Below are 14,556 nucleotides of genomic sequence, written 5' to 3' on the forward strand. Positions count from 1 at the left end.
GATCCCCGGGCGGGTCCGCCCGACGGCGGTTCCCCGTCAATGCCCTAAGAACACTTTGACCGGGCCTTCCGTTCCACATCCGTCGTGAATGTGGGGAACACCACTCATCGACGCGCCCTGGACCGGTGTGGTTCCCGCCGTCTTCGAGGAGTGCTCCGCGGCCGTCAGCGTTCCGTATGCCCGCCGCCTTCTTCGTCGTCCGTCTCATTGTCCTCGATCCCGTCGTACAACTCGTCCTCGTCGGCGTCGTCGGCGGCCTCGTCCTCGTCGGCGGCCCAGTCCTCGGCGTCGGGGTCGTAGTCGATCGTCTCGCTGCTCCAGGAGGCCTGGGCGAGCTCGACCCCGGGCACCTGACTGACCAGGTCGAACGGGTCGAGCAGCGAGGCGAGGGCCTCAGCCGCGTCTTCCCTGACCGTCTCCTCGGCATGCGTGCGTTCCTCGATGGAGTCGTCGGCGGAGGCCCCGGAGGCGGTGAAGTCGGCGGCGATGCTCTCCAGCGCGGTTCCGGTCAGGGCGTCCACGTCGCTGATCTCCAGGACCATCTCCACGCGAAGCCGAACAAATGTGGGTGTCTTCGATGTGCTCATACGCCGGAGCGTAAGGCTCCCTGGACCGGTGGGTTTCCTCCGACCCGCTGCTTTGCTTAGCATCGGCCCACGGGGCTAACTGATGGTTGTCGCAAGGGGATCGATTCTGTGTCCATCGCTCGTCGCACGCTGCTGACCACCACAGCGGCAGGCACCCTGCTGTGTGCTCTCTGGTTCGTCCCCTCCGCCAACGCGACCGACGAAGCGGACACGCCGAGCGCCTCCGCCGGTTCGTCCGTCACGACCCGACAGGCCTCCGCCACGGGGGAGTTCATCTCCGGTGAGGAGCTCGCCGACACCGGGGCGGGCGTCGACACGACCCCCTACCTGGTCGGCGGCATGGCATCCCTGTGCGTCGGCGCGGGATTCGTCGTGTACTCGGCGCGCCGGGGCACCACGCCGAGCACCGGCTTCTGAGGTACGTGAGGGCTGCCGCACGACCCATGAGGTCGCGCGGCGGCCCTCACGCGCAACAGCTCAGGCCAGCGGCCCTGTCACCGACTCGACGGCCGCGAGCAGCCTCCCCTCCCGTACGAAGGTGTCGGCCGCGTCCAGATCCGGGGCGAGGAAGCGGTCGGGGCCGGGCCCCTGCACCCCGGCGGCCCGCAGCGCGGCGATGGCGGCCTGCGAGGCGGGAGCCGGGGTCAGCCCCTGGGCGGCGCGCAGTTCGACGGCGCGCGTGGCGGCGTACAGCTCGACGGCCACGATCCGCGCGAGGCCGGTGACGGCGGTACGCAGCTTCCGCGCGGCCGACCAGCCCATGGAGACGTGGTCCTCCTGCATCGCGGACGACGGGATCGAATCGACGGACGCCGGAACCGCGAGCCGCTTCAGCTCGCTGACCAGGGCGGCCTGGGTGTACTGCGCGATCATCAGCCCGGAGTCGACCCCGGCGTCGTCCGCGAGGAACGGCGGCAGCCCGTGCGAGCGGTTCTTGTCCAGCAGCCGGTCGGTGCGGCGCTCGGTGATCGACCCGAGGTCGGCGGCGACGATCGCCAGGAAGTCCAGGACGTACGCGACGGGCGCGCCGTGGAAGTTCCCGTTGGACTCCACACGGCCGTCCGGCAGCACCACCGGGTTGTCGACGGCAGAGGCCAGCTCGCGGGCGGCGACGAGCGCACCGTGCGTGAGGGTGTCACGCCCCGCGCCGTTGACCTGGGGTGCGCAGCGCACGGAGTAGGCGTCCTGGACCCGGGGCGCGTCGGACGTGATGTCGGAGTGCCGCCCCGTGAGCCCGGACCCCGCGAGGACCCGCAGCATGTTGTCGGCCGAGACGCCCTGGCCGGGGTGCGGGCGGATCGCGTGCAGCTCGGGGGCGAGGACCCGGTCGGTGCCGAGGAGCGCCTCCAGGGAGAGCGCGGCGGTGATGTCCGCGCTGGTGTAGAGGTTCTTCAGGTCGGCCAGTGCCATCACGAGCATGCCCAGCATGCCGTCGGTGCCGTTGAGGAGGGCGAGGCCCTCCTTCTCTCGCAGCTCGACGGGGGTGATGCCGTGCGCCGCGAGGAGTTCACCGGCCGGCCGCACGATGCCGTCGGGGCCCTCCGCGTCGCCCTCACCCATCAGGGTCAGGGCGCAGTGCGAGAGCGGGGCGAGGTCGCCGGAGCAGCCGAGCGAGCCGTACTCGTGGACGACGGGGGTGATACCGGCGTTGAGCACGTCGGCCATGGTCTGCGCGACCCCGGGGCGTACGCCGGTGTGACCGGAGGCGAGCGTCTTCAGCCGCAGGAACATCAGCGCACGGACCACCTCGCGCTCGACGTGGGGGCCCATGCCCGCCGCGTGCGAGCGGACGATGTTGCGCTGGAGCTGCGCCCGCAGACCGGGGCTGATGTGCCGGCTGGCCAGGGCTCCGAAGCCGGTGGAGACGCCGTAGACCGGCTCGGGCTTTGCGGCGAGGGCGTCGACGGTCTCCCGCGCGGCACGGAGCGCGTCGACCGCGGCTGCGGAGAGCTCGACACGGGCGCCCTGGCGGGCCACGGCGACGACGTCATCGGCGGTGGTACCGGACGTCCCCACCACGACTGTATGCATATCCATATTCAGAAGCGTACGGACTGAAACCCGCTATGTCATCAGTGGTCGTGCGGTTGACCCCTTACGACCTCACCCCGGCGGGTTGCCACGCAGCCTGCGACGGTCGTGGGGCGACTTGGGCGGGGAGTCGGCGAGCCGGATCACATCACCGTCGCGCCCGGCGACCACGGGCCTCCTGGAGTGCGCGGCCTTCGCCTGGTACTGGGCGGCGTCGGCCAGCCGGAAGAGCCGGCGCGCGGACCGGACCGGGCCGATGTCGTCACCCGTGGACGCGACCCCGCAGGCGACCCCGTCGCCGAGCTCCAGGGCGACGGCCCGCGCGCAGAGCTCCTCGGAGACCCGGACCACGTCGTCCGCCGGGGGGCCTACGGTCAGCAGACAGAACTCGTCCCCGCCCAGGCGGGCTGCCAGGGCGCCGGGAAGCATCGCGCCGCAGAGCGACAGCACGGAGCCGAATCGTTCCAGCAGACGGTCGCCGACCGCGTGACCATGCGTGTCGTTGACCACCTTGAGGCCGTTCAGGTCACAGACGACCAGGCTGACCACGGCCCCGTCCGCGTGATGCCGGTCCACCGCCTCGTCGAGGCGCAGATCGACTGCCCTGCGATTCGCCAGGCCGGTCAGCGGATCCGTGAAGGCCAGCTTGCGGACCTCCTCCAGCCGCTCGGTCTGGGCGATGCCCGCCGCGACGACCGCCGCGAGCACGGTCGCGAAGTCCGCGTCGTCCCGGTCGAACACCGGGGCCTCCGTCGGGCGGGCCACATAGAGCTCGCCCCAGGCGCGGCCGTGCAGCACGATCGGCGCCACCACACAGCAGCCCCGCCCACGCCGGCGCAGCGCGGCGACCCGCTGGGGGCAGTAGGGGCGGGCGCCGGCGTTCGACCGGGCCGGCGCCCCGGCGGCCGGGGCGCCGTCGGCGGTCTCCACCCAGGCGTCCGGCTCACCGCCACCCGCCCAGCGCTCGTGCAGGAACTCGGTGATCTCCGGGAACTGGTGCACGGGGTAGGCCTCGGCCTCGGGGAACTCCTCCTCCCCCTCGGCCCGCTCCCCCGCGTTCACCAGGACGCGCAGCCGGCCTTGATCCCGCTCCCACACGGAGAGGGCGGCGAAGCTGCCTCCCAGCGCCTCGCACGCCCCTACCGCCGCGGCGCGCCAGGACTCGCGCGGGGTGCAGGCCGCCGCCATCGTCTGTGCCAGCGCAACCACGGCGCGCAGCCGCGCATCATCACCGCCCATCGCCCCAGCTTAGGGAGGTTTGTAATGATTTGATCAGTTGGCAGCACTGATGATCTTCAGATCGTTTCCGTCAATCCCGGGCCGGGGTCACTCACCGGGCCAGCTGGGCTTCCGCTTCTCGTTGAACGCGGCGACACCCTCGGCACGGTCCCCGGAGAACGCCACGGAACGCCAGGCGGCGTCCTCCACCTCGAGGCCGGCCCGCAGGTCGAGCCCCTGCCCGAGCCGCAGAGCCCGCTTGGCCGCCCGGAGCCCCACGGGAGAGTTCGCCGCGATCCGGCCGCCCAGGGCCAGCGCCGCCTCCCGGTCCTGGCCCGCCTCCACCAGCTCGTCGACCAGGCCGAGCTCACGCGCCTCGGCCGCCTCCACCCGCCGGGCGCTGAAGACCAGCTCGGCGGCGCGCGCCGCGCCGACCCGGCGGGGCAGCAGCTGCGTACCGCCGCCGCCCGGGATGACCCCGACGGACACCTCGGGCAGCCCGACCACGGCCGTACGGTCCGCCACGATCACGTCGCAGGCCAGCGCGAGCTCGAAGCCGCCCCCCAGGGCGAAGCCGTGCACGGCGGCGACGACCGGCATCGGGAGCTCCAGCACCCCGGTGTAGGCGGCCCTCGCGGTGGGCCGCTGCCGCACGAGCTCCGCGTCGGTGAAGGTGTTGCGCTCCTTGAGGTCCGCGCCCACACAGAAGGCCCGCTCATGGCTGGAGGTGAGCACGGTCGCCCGCACCCCCTGATCCGCGCCGATCGCGGCGCAGGCATCGGCGAGGGAACGCGCCATACCGGTGCTCACGGCGTTCATCGCCCGGGGCCGGTCGAGCACCAGCTCGACGACATGCTCCTGCCCCTCGTGCCTCCGTACGACGACGAAGTCCCCGAACCTCTGCTCCGACGTGTCACCCATGACTGCACCCCTCCGGTTAACGAGCGTTACCGGAATAGTAGGTGCGGCCCCGCGGTCAGGTGGAGGGCTTTCCCCGCCGGGCCAGCAGCCAGGGCTCCACCACACCGAGACCGCGCACCGGCCGCTGCCACATCGGCTGCATCCCGAAGCGGTACGCCGACGGCGGCGGGCCCTCGCCCACGCCGTGGTCGTCCTCAGCCGCCAGCCGGGCACGCTCGGCCGCCGCAGCGGTCTCCTCGGCCTCGGATGCGGGGGCGTCGCCGTTCTTGATGAGCTCCGCGGCGAACGCGCCGTCGACCAGCACCGCGTCCTTGGGCGCTATCGAGGTGAGCCGGCTGGCGAGATTCACCGTCGTACCGAACACGTCGCCCATGCGTGTGGTGACCGTGCCGAAGGCGATACCGACCCGCAGCGCGGGCATCGTCGCGTCCTGGGCCATCGCCTCGACCAGCCTGAGCGCGATCTCGCCCGCCGTGCCCGCGTCGTCCGCGGCGAACAGGACCTCGTCGCCCAGGGTCTTGACGAGCCGCCCGCCGTGCGCGGCGACCAGGTCGGCCGAGGTCGTCTCGAAGGCCTCGACCAGCTCGCCGAGCTCCTCCTCCTCCAGGCGCCGGGTCAGCCGGGTGAAGCCGACCAGGTCGGCGAAGCCCACGGCGAACCGCCGGTCGACCATCTCCTCGTCGTCCGCCGCCTGCACCACCCGGCCCGTGGCGGCGGCGAGCTGACGCCGCCAGACGTAGACCAGGAACTCCTCCAGCTCGGGCAGGAGCAGCTCGATCAGCGGATAGGTGACCTCGGTCCTGGTCATCCCGGGCTCGGGCGGCTCGGTCAGCCCCTCCAGGAAGGAGTCGATCTGCCACTCCGCGAGCCGGGCTGTGGTCTGCCCCGTCGACCTGGCCACCTGGATCGCCAGCGGCTCGCTGAGCAGCCCGGCCTCCACCAGACCGGCCAGACGGCGCAGCGCCAGGACGTCGGCCTCGGTCAGCGCCTTGGCCTGCCCGATGTCGGCGAAGCCCATCGCCCGCCAGAACCGGGACGCCAGGTCCATGGAGACCCCGGCGGTCCTGGCCGCCTGGAAGGGCGTGTAGCGGCGGTCGGCACCCAGAATGAGCGCTTCCAGCCGGATGGCGAGGGGGTCGTCGGTCGGTTCAGCCGTGTGGTCGACCTCGTGGTGGGGTGTGGAATGGACCGAGGGTTCCGACGAAGGGTCGGTGTCGTCCCCGGAACTCGTGTCCTCGACGGTCACCGGCCGCCTCCTGCCCGTTCCCTGCGCACTGCCCTGCCGATCTGTCGCTGGATCGCCTCAACGATACGGCAGGTGTGCCCTGGCTCACGTCCCCGGTGGCGCGGTTCCGGATCCGTCGTACGTGACATCACCCGTCCGTGCGGGGCGACCGGATCAGGTGAGACCGCCCGCTTCCCCCCGCAGGTGGACGATGTCGCCGGCCGATACGGGCTCCTGGAGCCCCTCTGCCGTGGCCAGCACGAGCCGTCCGTCGCCGTCGATCGCGACGGCCTCGCCGACGAGGGTCCTCTCGCCCGGCAGCTCGGCCCGCACCGTCCGGTCGAGCGTGGCGCAGCCCGCCGCGTAGGCCGCCTGGAGCCCGCTCTCGGCGGCGTCGCCGTTCGCGTCGCGCCATCGGCCGTACCACTGTTCCAGTGAACGAAGCACGGCCCTGAGCAGGGTCTCGCGGTCGGTGGAGACGGCTCCGGCGAGCGCCAGCGAACCGGCGTGCGGGGCCGGCAGCTCGGCCGCGCGCAGCGACACGTTCAGGCCGATGCCGATGACGACACCGTCCCCGGCGCGCTCCGCGAGGATGCCCCCGGTCTTGCGTTCCGTGTCGCCGATCGTCACCAGGAGGTCGTTGGGCCATTTCAGCGCCATGTCCACGCCCGCCGCCTTCGCGAGGCCCGTGGCGGCCGCGACCCCGGCCAACAGCGGAAGCCACCCCCATCGCTCGGCCGGCACGTCCCCGGGGATCAGGTGGACGGACAGGAAGATGCCCGAGCGGGGCGGAGCCGTCCAGCTCCGGTCGAGCCGCCCACGGCCCGCGGTCTGCTCCTCCGCGATGAGCACCGCGCCTTCGGCCAGCCGGCCTTCGACGGCCTGGGCCGCGAGGTCGGAGTTGGTGGAGCCGGTCGCGTCGACGACGTCGAGCGAGGTCCACAGACCGTCGGGCTTCAGCAGCCCGCGGCGGAGCGCCGCGACGTTCAGGGGCGGCCTGTCGAGGTCCGACCAGCGATTGTGCGGCGCATCAGGAGGTGTCATGCAACCCACATTAGGTGTGGCAAACGACGCACTGCCGAACGGTATCCGCGCCGATACGCTACGGGGCAGTAGCCGTCGTGCACGTATGAGCACCGCACCTCCACCACTGCATGTATGTACCAGCCGTCCCCGTGACCAGGCAGGGAGCCGCCACCCGATGTCCGAGCCGCAGAGCGACATCCACACCACCGCGGGCAAGATCGCGGACCTGCAGCACCGTATCGAAGAGGCCACACACGCAGGTTCCGCCCGCGCTGTCGAAAAGCAGCACGCCAAGGGCAAGTTGACCGCCCGGGAGCGGGTCGAGCTCCTGCTCGACGAGGGTTCTTTCGTGGAGCTCGACGAGTTCGCACGGCACAGGTCCACCAATTTCGGCATCGAGAAGAACCGCCCCTACGGAGACGGCGTCGTCACCGGTTACGGCACGGTCGACGGCCGTCCCGTCTGCGTGTACTCGCAGGACTTCACGATTTTCGGCGGCTCGCTCGGCGAGGTCTACGGCGAGAAGATCGTCAAGGTCATGGACTTCGCGATGAAGACCGGCTGCCCGGTGATCGGCATCAACGACGGCGGCGGCGCGCGCATCCAGGAGGGTGTGGCCGCCCTCGGGCTGTTCGCGGAGATCTTCCGCCGCAATGTGCACGCCTCGGGTGTCGTCCCGCAGATCTCCCTGATCGTCGGCCCCTGCGCGGGCGGCGCGGTCTACTCTCCCGCGATCACGGACTTCACGGTCATGGTCGACCAGACCTCGCACATGTTCATCACAGGGCCCGACGTCATCAAGACGGTCACCGGCGAGGACGTCGGCTTCGAGGAGCTGGGCGGCGCCCGTACGCACAACACCACGTCCGGCGTGGCCCACCACATGGCGGGCGACGAGAAGGACGCCATCGAGTACGTCAAGTCCCTGCTGTCCTACCTCCCGTCGAACAACCTCTCGGAGGCGCCCGCCTTCCCCGAGGAGGCCGACCTGGAGACCACGGACGAGGACCGCGAGCTCGACACCCTCATCCCGGACTCGGCGAACCAGCCGTACGACATGCACACCGCCATCGAGCATGTGCTCGACGACGGTGAGTTCCTGGAGACGCAGGCCCTGTTCGCGCCGAACATCCTCACCGGCTTCGGCCGCGTCGAGGGCTATCCGGTCGGCATCGTCGCCAACCAGCCGATGCAGCTGGCCGGTTGTCTGGACATCGACGCGAGCGAGAAGGCCTCGCGCTTCGTCCGTACCTGCGACGCGTTCAACGTGCCGGTCATCACCTTCGTCGACGTGCCCGGCTTCCTGCCCGGCGTCGACCAGGAGTACGGCGGCATCATCCGGCGCGGCGCCAAGCTGATCTACGCGTACGCCGAGGCCACCGTCCCGCTGATCACGGTGATCACCCGCAAGGCGTTCGGCGGGGCGTACGACGTCATGGGGTCCAAGCACCTGGGCGCCGACCTGAATCTGGCCTGGCCGACCGCGCAGATCGCGGTGATGGGCGCACAGGGCGCGGTGAACATCCTGCACCGCAGGACCATCGCCGCATCCGACGACCCCGAGGCCGCCCGCGCCGAGCTGATGACCGACTACGAGGACGCCCTGCTCAACCCGTACGTCGCGGCCGAGCGCGGCTACGTCGACGCGGTGATCATGCCGTCCGACACCCGGGCGCACCTGGTGAAGGGCCTGCGCCAGCTCCGTACGAAGCGTGAGTCGCTGCCGCCGAAGAAGCACGGCAACATCCCCCTCTAACCCCTCCAACCACCGGGAGTCACCATGATCAAGGTCGTACGGGGCAATCCCACCCCGGAGGAGCTCGCCGCGGCTCTCGCCGTGGTCCGGGCGCGTGCGGCGGCGGTGGCCGCCGTGCCGTCCGGGGCTCCGCTGCCGCCCGAGCAGTGGTCGGACCCGGGGCGGATCGCCCGCCGGGGCGCGCTGCGGCCGGGGCCCAGGTCGTGGGCGCGGACGTACTGGCCGGCCTGACCGCCGGGCCGGGCCGTCGGGCTGATCCGTCGGGCTGACGCCGAGCCGCCCGCCGGGCCGTGAGCGGCGCTTGAGTACGCGTACTCAGGCGCCGCGGCCGCCTCCGGAGCACCATCGGACGCATGCTGTGGTCGGACCCCGAGAACAAGCCGCCGAAAGAACTGCGCGACGCCCAGGACATGATGCGCCGGGCGGGGCTGCTGCTCGCGCTGGCCATGGTGGTGGCGATGTTCGTCCTGGGCACCCGCTGAGACACCGCTGAGGCCGCTGAGGCCGCTGAGGCCGCTGAGGCCCCTCCGAGGACACGGCTGAGGCACGGCTGAGGCACCACTGAGGCGTCCTGGGCCCCTTCCGGCCCGCCTTACGATGGCGGGCATGACTGATCAGCGCCGCCTCGTGCTCGCCTCCGCGTCCCCCGCCCGTCTCGGCCTCCTGCGCCAGGCCGGTCTCGCCCCCGAGGTGATCGTCAGCGGTGTGGACGAGGACGCGCTGAGCGCCCCGACCCCGGGCGAGCTCGCGCTCGTCCTGGCCGAGGCCAAGGCCGCCGCCGTGGCGGCCCGCCCCGAGGCCTCCGGCGCGCTCGTCATCGGCTGCGACTCGGTGCTGGAGCTGGACGGCGAGGCGCTCGGCAAGCCAGCCGACAGCGAGGAGGCCACCGCCCGCTGGAAGTCCATGCGCGGCCGGTCGGGCATCCTGCAGACGGGGCACAGCGTCATCGACACGGCCACCGGCCGTACGGCGTCCGCCACCGCGTCCACCGTCGTCAGGTTCGGCGAGCCGACGGACGCCGAGGTCGCCGCCTACGTCGCCTCGGGCGAGCCCCTCCATGTCGCCGGGGCGTTCACCCTGGACGGCCGCTCGGCGCCGTTCGTCGAGTCGATCGAGGGCAGCCACGGCAACGTCATCGGACTCTCGCTGCCGCTGCTGCGCCGACTCCTCGGCGAACTGGGCGTTTCCGTCACCGACTTGTGGGTCTGACGCACGGGTCCGAGCCACCGGCGCACGGACGTCACGCCGGCTCGGGAGCCGCCCCGGTGCCGGTCTTCACCGCTTCCGGCTTCACCTCTTCCGGCTCGCGCCGGTCGAAGGCCACCAGGGTCAACACGATCAGCCCCAGGACGACCATCATGAACACGAAGGCCGCCCAGCCGATCAGCCCCACCGCCAGGGCGCCCAGCACCCCGTGGACGACCGCACAGGCGATGAGGGCGATCCGGCCCGGACGGCCCGGAGCCCGGTCGCGTATCCCCGCCAGGAGCGGTATCAGCCCGCAGAGCACCAGCAGGGCGCCGGAGACCGCGCCCATCACCCACGCACCGGTGACCATGGCGTCCGGATCCACCCCGGCCAGAGACATGCTCTGGTTGTCGGCGACCGTCGCGAGGATGCCGTTGACGATCACGATGCCCACGGCTTCCGCGAACAGCACGACCGCGGTCACGAAGGCCACTGGTCTGCGCACCACCGCACCCACCCCCTGTTACCTGTAGTACGTCCGATACAGCGCGGACCTTACTAACGAGTAATGCCGGGGACAAGGGTTCACGCACAGCCCGGACCGACTCCGCACCACCCCGATGTCGAGGCAAAGATCCCATCGGCCGTTCGTAGGGAGTCCACAAAGAAACGCCGCGCGCCGTTGACCGTCCGGACAGAGACTTGGGCCACACTTCGTGGCTACTGTGCCGTTGAGGATCCCGGCGTACCGTATTGCGACAAGGGATTTCGCGACTCGAGCAAGCCTCGAATCACACTCCGTGTGGGCAAGTTCACTATTGGGGACGGGTCGTACGGCCGTGTCGGTTGTCCCTAAACTCAGCTTGTTCTCAAGGAGGGAGTCATCGTGCGCAAGGTGCTCATCGCCAACCGTGGCGAAATCGCTGTCCGTGTTGCTCGGGCTTGCCGGGATGCCGGGATCGGGAGCGTAGCCGTCTACGCCGATCCGGACCGGGATGCTCTGCATGTGCGCGCGGCCGATGAGGCGTTCGCTCTGGGCGGTGACACCCCGGCCGCCAGTTATCTGGACATGGCCAAGGTGCTGCAGGCCGCGAAGGATTCGGGGGCGGACGCGGTCCACCCCGGTTACGGCTTCCTTTCGGAGAACGCGGAATTCGCGCAGGCCGTGCTGGACGCGGATCTGACGTGGATCGGGCCGCCGCCGCAGGCCATCCGGGACCTGGGCGACAAGGTCGCGGCGCGTCACATCGCGCAGCGCGCGGGCGCCCCGCTGGTGGCCGGCACACCGGACCCGGTGTCGGGTTCGGCCGAGGTCGTGGACTTCGCCGAGAAGAACGGCCTGCCGATCGCGATCAAGGCGGCGTTCGGCGGTGGCGGGCGCGGCCTGAAGGTGGCGCGCACGCTGGAGGAGATCCCGGAGCTGTACGACTCCGCGGTGCGCGAGGCCGTTGCCGCGTTCGGCCGTGGGGAGTGCTTCGTCGAGCGCTACCTCGACAAGCCCCGGCACGTGGAGACGCAGTGCCTGGCCGACACCCACGGCAACGTCGTCGTGGTGTCCACGCGTGACTGCTCGCTCCAGCGCCGCCACCAGAAGCTCGTCGAGGAGGCCCCGGCGCCGTTCCTGACCCAGGCGCAGAACGACCAGCTGTACGCGGCGTCGAAGGCGATCCTGAAGGAGGCCGGCTACGTCGGCGCCGGCACGGTCGAGTTCCTCGTCGGCCTGGACGGCACGATCTCCTTCCTGGAGGTCAACACGCGACTCCAGGTCGAGCACCCGGTCACCGAGGAGGTCACCGGCCTCGACCTCGTCCGCGAGATGTTCCGCATCGCCGACGGCGAGGAGCTCGGCTACGGCGACCCCGCGGTGCGCGGGCACTCCTTCGAGTTCCGCATCAACGGCGAGGACCCTGGCCGCGGCTTCCTGCCCGCCCCGGGCACCGTCACCCTGTTCGCCCCGCCCACCGGTCCCGGTGTCCGGCTCGACGCGGGAGTCGAGTCCGGCAGCGTCATCGGCCCGGCGTGGGACTCGCTGCTGGCCAAGCTCGTGGTGACCGGCGCGACCCGTGAGCAGGCACTTCAGCGCGCCGGGCGTGCGCTGGCGGAGTTCACCGTCGAGGGCATGGCCACCGCGATCCCCTTCCACCGCGCGGTCGTGGCCGACCCGGCGTTCACCGCCGACCCGTTCCGGGTCCACACCCGGTGGATCGAGACGGAGTTCGTCAACGACATCAAGCCGTACGCGGTCCCGGCGGACCAGGACACCGATGAGGAGTCCGGCCGCGAGACCGTCGTCGTCGAGGTCGGCGGCAAGCGCCTGGAAGTCTCCCTGCCGTCCTCGCTGGGCATGAGCCTGGCCCGCACCGGCCTGGCCGCCGGCGCGAAGCCCAAGCGCCGCGCCGCCAAGAAGTCCGGCTCCGCCGCGTCCGGCGACACCCTCGCGTCCCCGATGCAGGGCACGATCGTCAAGATCGCCGTCGAGGAGGGCCAGGAGGTCAAGGAAGGCGACCTCGTCGTCGTCCTCGAAGCCATGAAGATGGAACAGCCCCTCAACGCCCACCGCTCAGGCACGGTGAAGGGCCTGGCGGCGGAGGTCGGCACCTCGGTGTCGTCCGGCGCCGCGATCTGCGAGATCAAGGACTGAGCAGCGCACGGACCGACTGCACGTTCTTCTGCCCCTGGGGGCCCGGCGACCGCCGGGCCCCCAGGGCGTGTCGGGTGGCATCCTTGTGGCACGGGGCTGACACACCAGGAGGACAGGGGCGATGGCGATGAGCACGGCACCGACACCTGCCCGGCCGTTGCGCGCCGACGCGCGCCGCAACTACGACCGGCTGCTGAGTGAAGCCCGTACGTCCTTCGCCGCCCAGGGCACGGACGCCTCGCTCGAGGACATCGCCCGCCGGGCCGGCGTCGGCATCGGCACGCTCTACCGGCACTTCCCGAACCGCCAGGCCCTCATGAACGCGGTGTTCCAGGAGGCCCTGGCCGCGCTGCTCGACCGTTCCCGCGTACTGGCGACGGCCGACCGGCCGTGCGCGGCGCTGGTGGAGTGGCTGGGCGCCATCGTCACCCACGCCGGTGCGTACCGGGGGCTGGCACAGGCCCTCATGTCGGCCTCGGGGGACGAGACTTCGGCACTGATGTCATGTCATGTGCCGCTGCGCCAGGCCGGGGACCGGCTGCTGACGCGAGCGCAGTCGAGCGGCTCGGTGCGGGCGGATGTGTCGATCGACGACCTTCTGCAGCTGACGAACGCCATCGCGCTGGCCGCGGAACAGACCCCGGCCGACCCGGCCCTGGCCGACCGACTGCTACGGCTGACGCTCCAGGGCCTCAAGGAAGGACCGCCGGCACCAGCCGAAGCGACCGCACCGATCGCGCAGGCCCGACCGGCCACCTGAGCCGGCCCTGCCGACTCCAGCAGTCGACCCTCGCCTGAGCCGGCTCTGCCGGCTTCCGGCCACCCGCCACCGACTGCCCGCTACCCGCTCACCGGCGCCGCAGGTCCGTGACCCGGCCGCCCACCGACCCCTCCGCCAGCGCGGCGGCGCTCCTCAGCTGCGGACCGAGCGCTCCGGGCCCGCCACCACCGGGCCCACCACTGCCCTGCGTACGCCGCTGGCCCGGCAGCGGCATCTCCGGCCGCGTCTGCCGTCCCGGCGGCAGGGATTCACCGGCCGCAGCCCCGGACTCCGCACCCGGCCCCGCCACGGTGATCTCCACACCCTGGTCGGCCAGGGCCTGGAGCTCGGTGGCCGCCCGCTCGTCGTGAGCCGGCGGCTCGTCCGTCACCAGACGGGTGATCAGCTCCGTGGGAACCGTCTGGAACATGGTGTCGGAGCCGAGCTTCGTATGGTCCGCGAGGACCACCACCTCGGCCGCCGCCTGCACCAGCGCCCGGTCCACGCTCGCCGAGAGCATGTTGGACGTGGACAGCCCGCGCTCCGCGGTCAGACCGCTCCCGGAGAGGAAGGCCCGGCTCACCCGTAGCCCCTGGAGGGACTGCTCGGCACCGCTGCCGACGAGCGCGTAGTTGCTCCCGCGCAGGGTGCCGCCCGTCATCACGACTTCCACCCGGTTGGCATGGGCCAACGCCTGGGCGACCAGCAGCGAGTTGGTGACCACGGTCAGACCTGGCACCCGCGCGAGGCGGCGGGCCAGCTCCTGCGTGGTCGTGCCGGCGCCGACCACGATGGCCTCGCCCTCGCCGACCAGACCGGCGGCCAGGTCGGCGATGGCCGTTTTCTCCGCGGTGGAGAGATGGGATTTCTGCGGAAAGCCGGACTCCCGCGTAAAACCGCCCGGCAAGACCGCACCGCCGTGCCGGCGGTCGAGGAGTCCTTCTGCCTCCAGTGCCCGCACGTCCCGCCGTACGGTCACTTCGGAGGTCTGGACGACGCGGGCGAGCTCACGGAGCGATACCGCCCCGTTGGCGCGCACCATTTCGAGGATCAATTGACGACGTTCTGCAGCGAACACGAAACTGACAGTAACCTGACCGGGAGTTACTTTTCAGCAGTTTGCGCCGAATAGCAGAAGTTGTACACAGGCGAGGCCCCCTAGTGATATAGAGGGCCTCGCCTGTGTACACACGGCCCGTACGC

The 14,556-nt window shown here is 71.4% G+C and carries 15 protein-coding genes; 7 read left to right on the forward strand and 8 right to left on the reverse strand.

The features are described 5' to 3' along the window. Window positions 1–164: 164 nt before the first annotated feature. Window positions 165–587 (reverse strand): hypothetical protein, encoded by a 423-nt coding sequence (locus AB0C75_RS07935; RefSeq protein ID WP_362888191.1) that lies wholly within the window; start codon window positions 585–587, stop codon window positions 165–167. A gap of 108 nt (window positions 588–695) precedes the next feature. Between AB0C75_RS07935 and AB0C75_RS07940 the strand changes: the two genes are divergently transcribed. After that, a complete protein-coding gene (locus AB0C75_RS07940; protein WP_362888193.1) occupies window positions 696–1,004 on the forward strand; it encodes a hypothetical protein in 309 nt (102 codons plus the stop codon). Between the two features lie 60 nt (window positions 1,005–1,064). Here AB0C75_RS07940 and hutH read toward each other — a convergent pair whose 3' ends face one another. The 5 genes from hutH to AB0C75_RS07965 all read right to left on the reverse strand — a co-directional run bounded on the left by hutH (window position 1,065) and on the right by AB0C75_RS07965 (window position 7,026). After that, a complete protein-coding gene (hutH, locus tag AB0C75_RS07945; RefSeq protein ID WP_362888195.1) occupies window positions 1,065–2,624 on the reverse strand; it encodes a histidine ammonia-lyase in 1,560 nt (519 codons plus the stop codon). A 66-nt stretch (window positions 2,625–2,690) separates the two neighbouring features. Further along, window positions 2,691–3,857 carry a GGDEF domain-containing protein gene (locus AB0C75_RS07950; RefSeq protein WP_362888197.1) on the reverse strand — a complete coding sequence of 389 codons (1,167 nt, stop codon included), beginning with the start codon at window positions 3,855–3,857 and terminating at the stop codon, window positions 2,691–2,693. Window positions 3,858–3,944: 87 nt separating this feature from the next. Then, window positions 3,945–4,757 carry an enoyl-CoA hydratase-related protein gene (locus AB0C75_RS07955; RefSeq protein WP_362888199.1) on the reverse strand — a complete coding sequence of 271 codons (813 nt, stop codon included), beginning with the start codon at window positions 4,755–4,757 and terminating at the stop codon, window positions 3,945–3,947. Window positions 4,758–4,812: 55 nt separating this feature from the next. Then, entirely contained in the window at window positions 4,813–6,003 is a 1,191-nt protein-coding gene (locus AB0C75_RS07960; RefSeq protein ID WP_362888200.1) for an adenylate/guanylate cyclase domain-containing protein, read from the reverse strand. Window positions 6,004–6,156: 153 nt separating this feature from the next. Next, window positions 6,157–7,026 (reverse strand): biotin--[acetyl-CoA-carboxylase] ligase, encoded by an 870-nt coding sequence (locus AB0C75_RS07965; RefSeq protein ID WP_362888202.1) that lies wholly within the window; start codon window positions 7,024–7,026, stop codon window positions 6,157–6,159. A gap of 157 nt (window positions 7,027–7,183) precedes the next feature. Between AB0C75_RS07965 and AB0C75_RS07970 the strand changes: the two genes are divergently transcribed. The 4 genes from AB0C75_RS07970 (at window position 7,184) to AB0C75_RS07985 (ending at window position 9,973) form a co-directional block, all read left to right on the forward strand. Continuing rightward, on the forward strand, window positions 7,184–8,764 hold the full coding sequence (locus AB0C75_RS07970; protein ID WP_362888204.1) for an acyl-CoA carboxylase subunit beta: 1,581 nt from the start codon (window positions 7,184–7,186) through the stop codon (window positions 8,762–8,764). Between the two features lie 24 nt (window positions 8,765–8,788). Beyond that, a complete protein-coding gene (locus AB0C75_RS07975) occupies window positions 8,789–8,995 on the forward strand; it encodes an acyl-CoA carboxylase epsilon subunit (RefSeq protein ID WP_362888206.1) in 207 nt (68 codons plus the stop codon). A 122-nt stretch (window positions 8,996–9,117) separates the two neighbouring features. Next, the gene (locus AB0C75_RS07980) at window positions 9,118–9,246 is read left to right on the forward strand and encodes a hypothetical protein (protein ID WP_099174806.1); all 129 of its coding nucleotides are present in this window, start codon (window positions 9,118–9,120) and stop codon (window positions 9,244–9,246) included. Between the two features lie 115 nt (window positions 9,247–9,361). Further along, entirely contained in the window at window positions 9,362–9,973 is a 612-nt protein-coding gene (locus tag AB0C75_RS07985; RefSeq protein ID WP_362888208.1) for a nucleoside triphosphate pyrophosphatase, read from the forward strand. Between the two features lie 31 nt (window positions 9,974–10,004). On the opposite strand, the gene AB0C75_RS07990 is transcribed toward AB0C75_RS07985, so the two are convergent. Continuing rightward, on the reverse strand, window positions 10,005–10,457 hold the full coding sequence (locus AB0C75_RS07990) for a hypothetical protein (RefSeq protein WP_362888654.1): 453 nt from the start codon (window positions 10,455–10,457) through the stop codon (window positions 10,005–10,007). 381 nt (window positions 10,458–10,838) lie between these two features. On the opposite strand from AB0C75_RS07990, the gene AB0C75_RS07995 reads away from it, so the two are divergent. Together AB0C75_RS07995 and AB0C75_RS08000 are read left to right on the forward strand one after the other, a co-directional pair. Further along, entirely contained in the window at window positions 10,839–12,593 is a 1,755-nt protein-coding gene (locus tag AB0C75_RS07995) for a biotin carboxylase N-terminal domain-containing protein (protein WP_362888210.1), read from the forward strand. 121 nt (window positions 12,594–12,714) lie between these two features. Further along, window positions 12,715–13,353 carry a helix-turn-helix domain-containing protein gene (locus AB0C75_RS08000; protein WP_362888212.1) on the forward strand — a complete coding sequence of 213 codons (639 nt, stop codon included), beginning with the start codon at window positions 12,715–12,717 and terminating at the stop codon, window positions 13,351–13,353. Between the two features lie 88 nt (window positions 13,354–13,441). On the opposite strand, the gene AB0C75_RS08005 is transcribed toward AB0C75_RS08000, so the two are convergent. Next, entirely contained in the window at window positions 13,442–14,431 is a 990-nt protein-coding gene (locus tag AB0C75_RS08005; protein WP_362888214.1) for a DeoR/GlpR family DNA-binding transcription regulator, read from the reverse strand. Window positions 14,432–14,556 lie beyond the last annotated feature (125 nt).

The organism is Streptomyces sp. NPDC048565 (assembly GCF_040650935.1).
Lineage (GTDB): Bacteria > Actinomycetota > Actinomycetes > Streptomycetales > Streptomycetaceae > Streptomyces.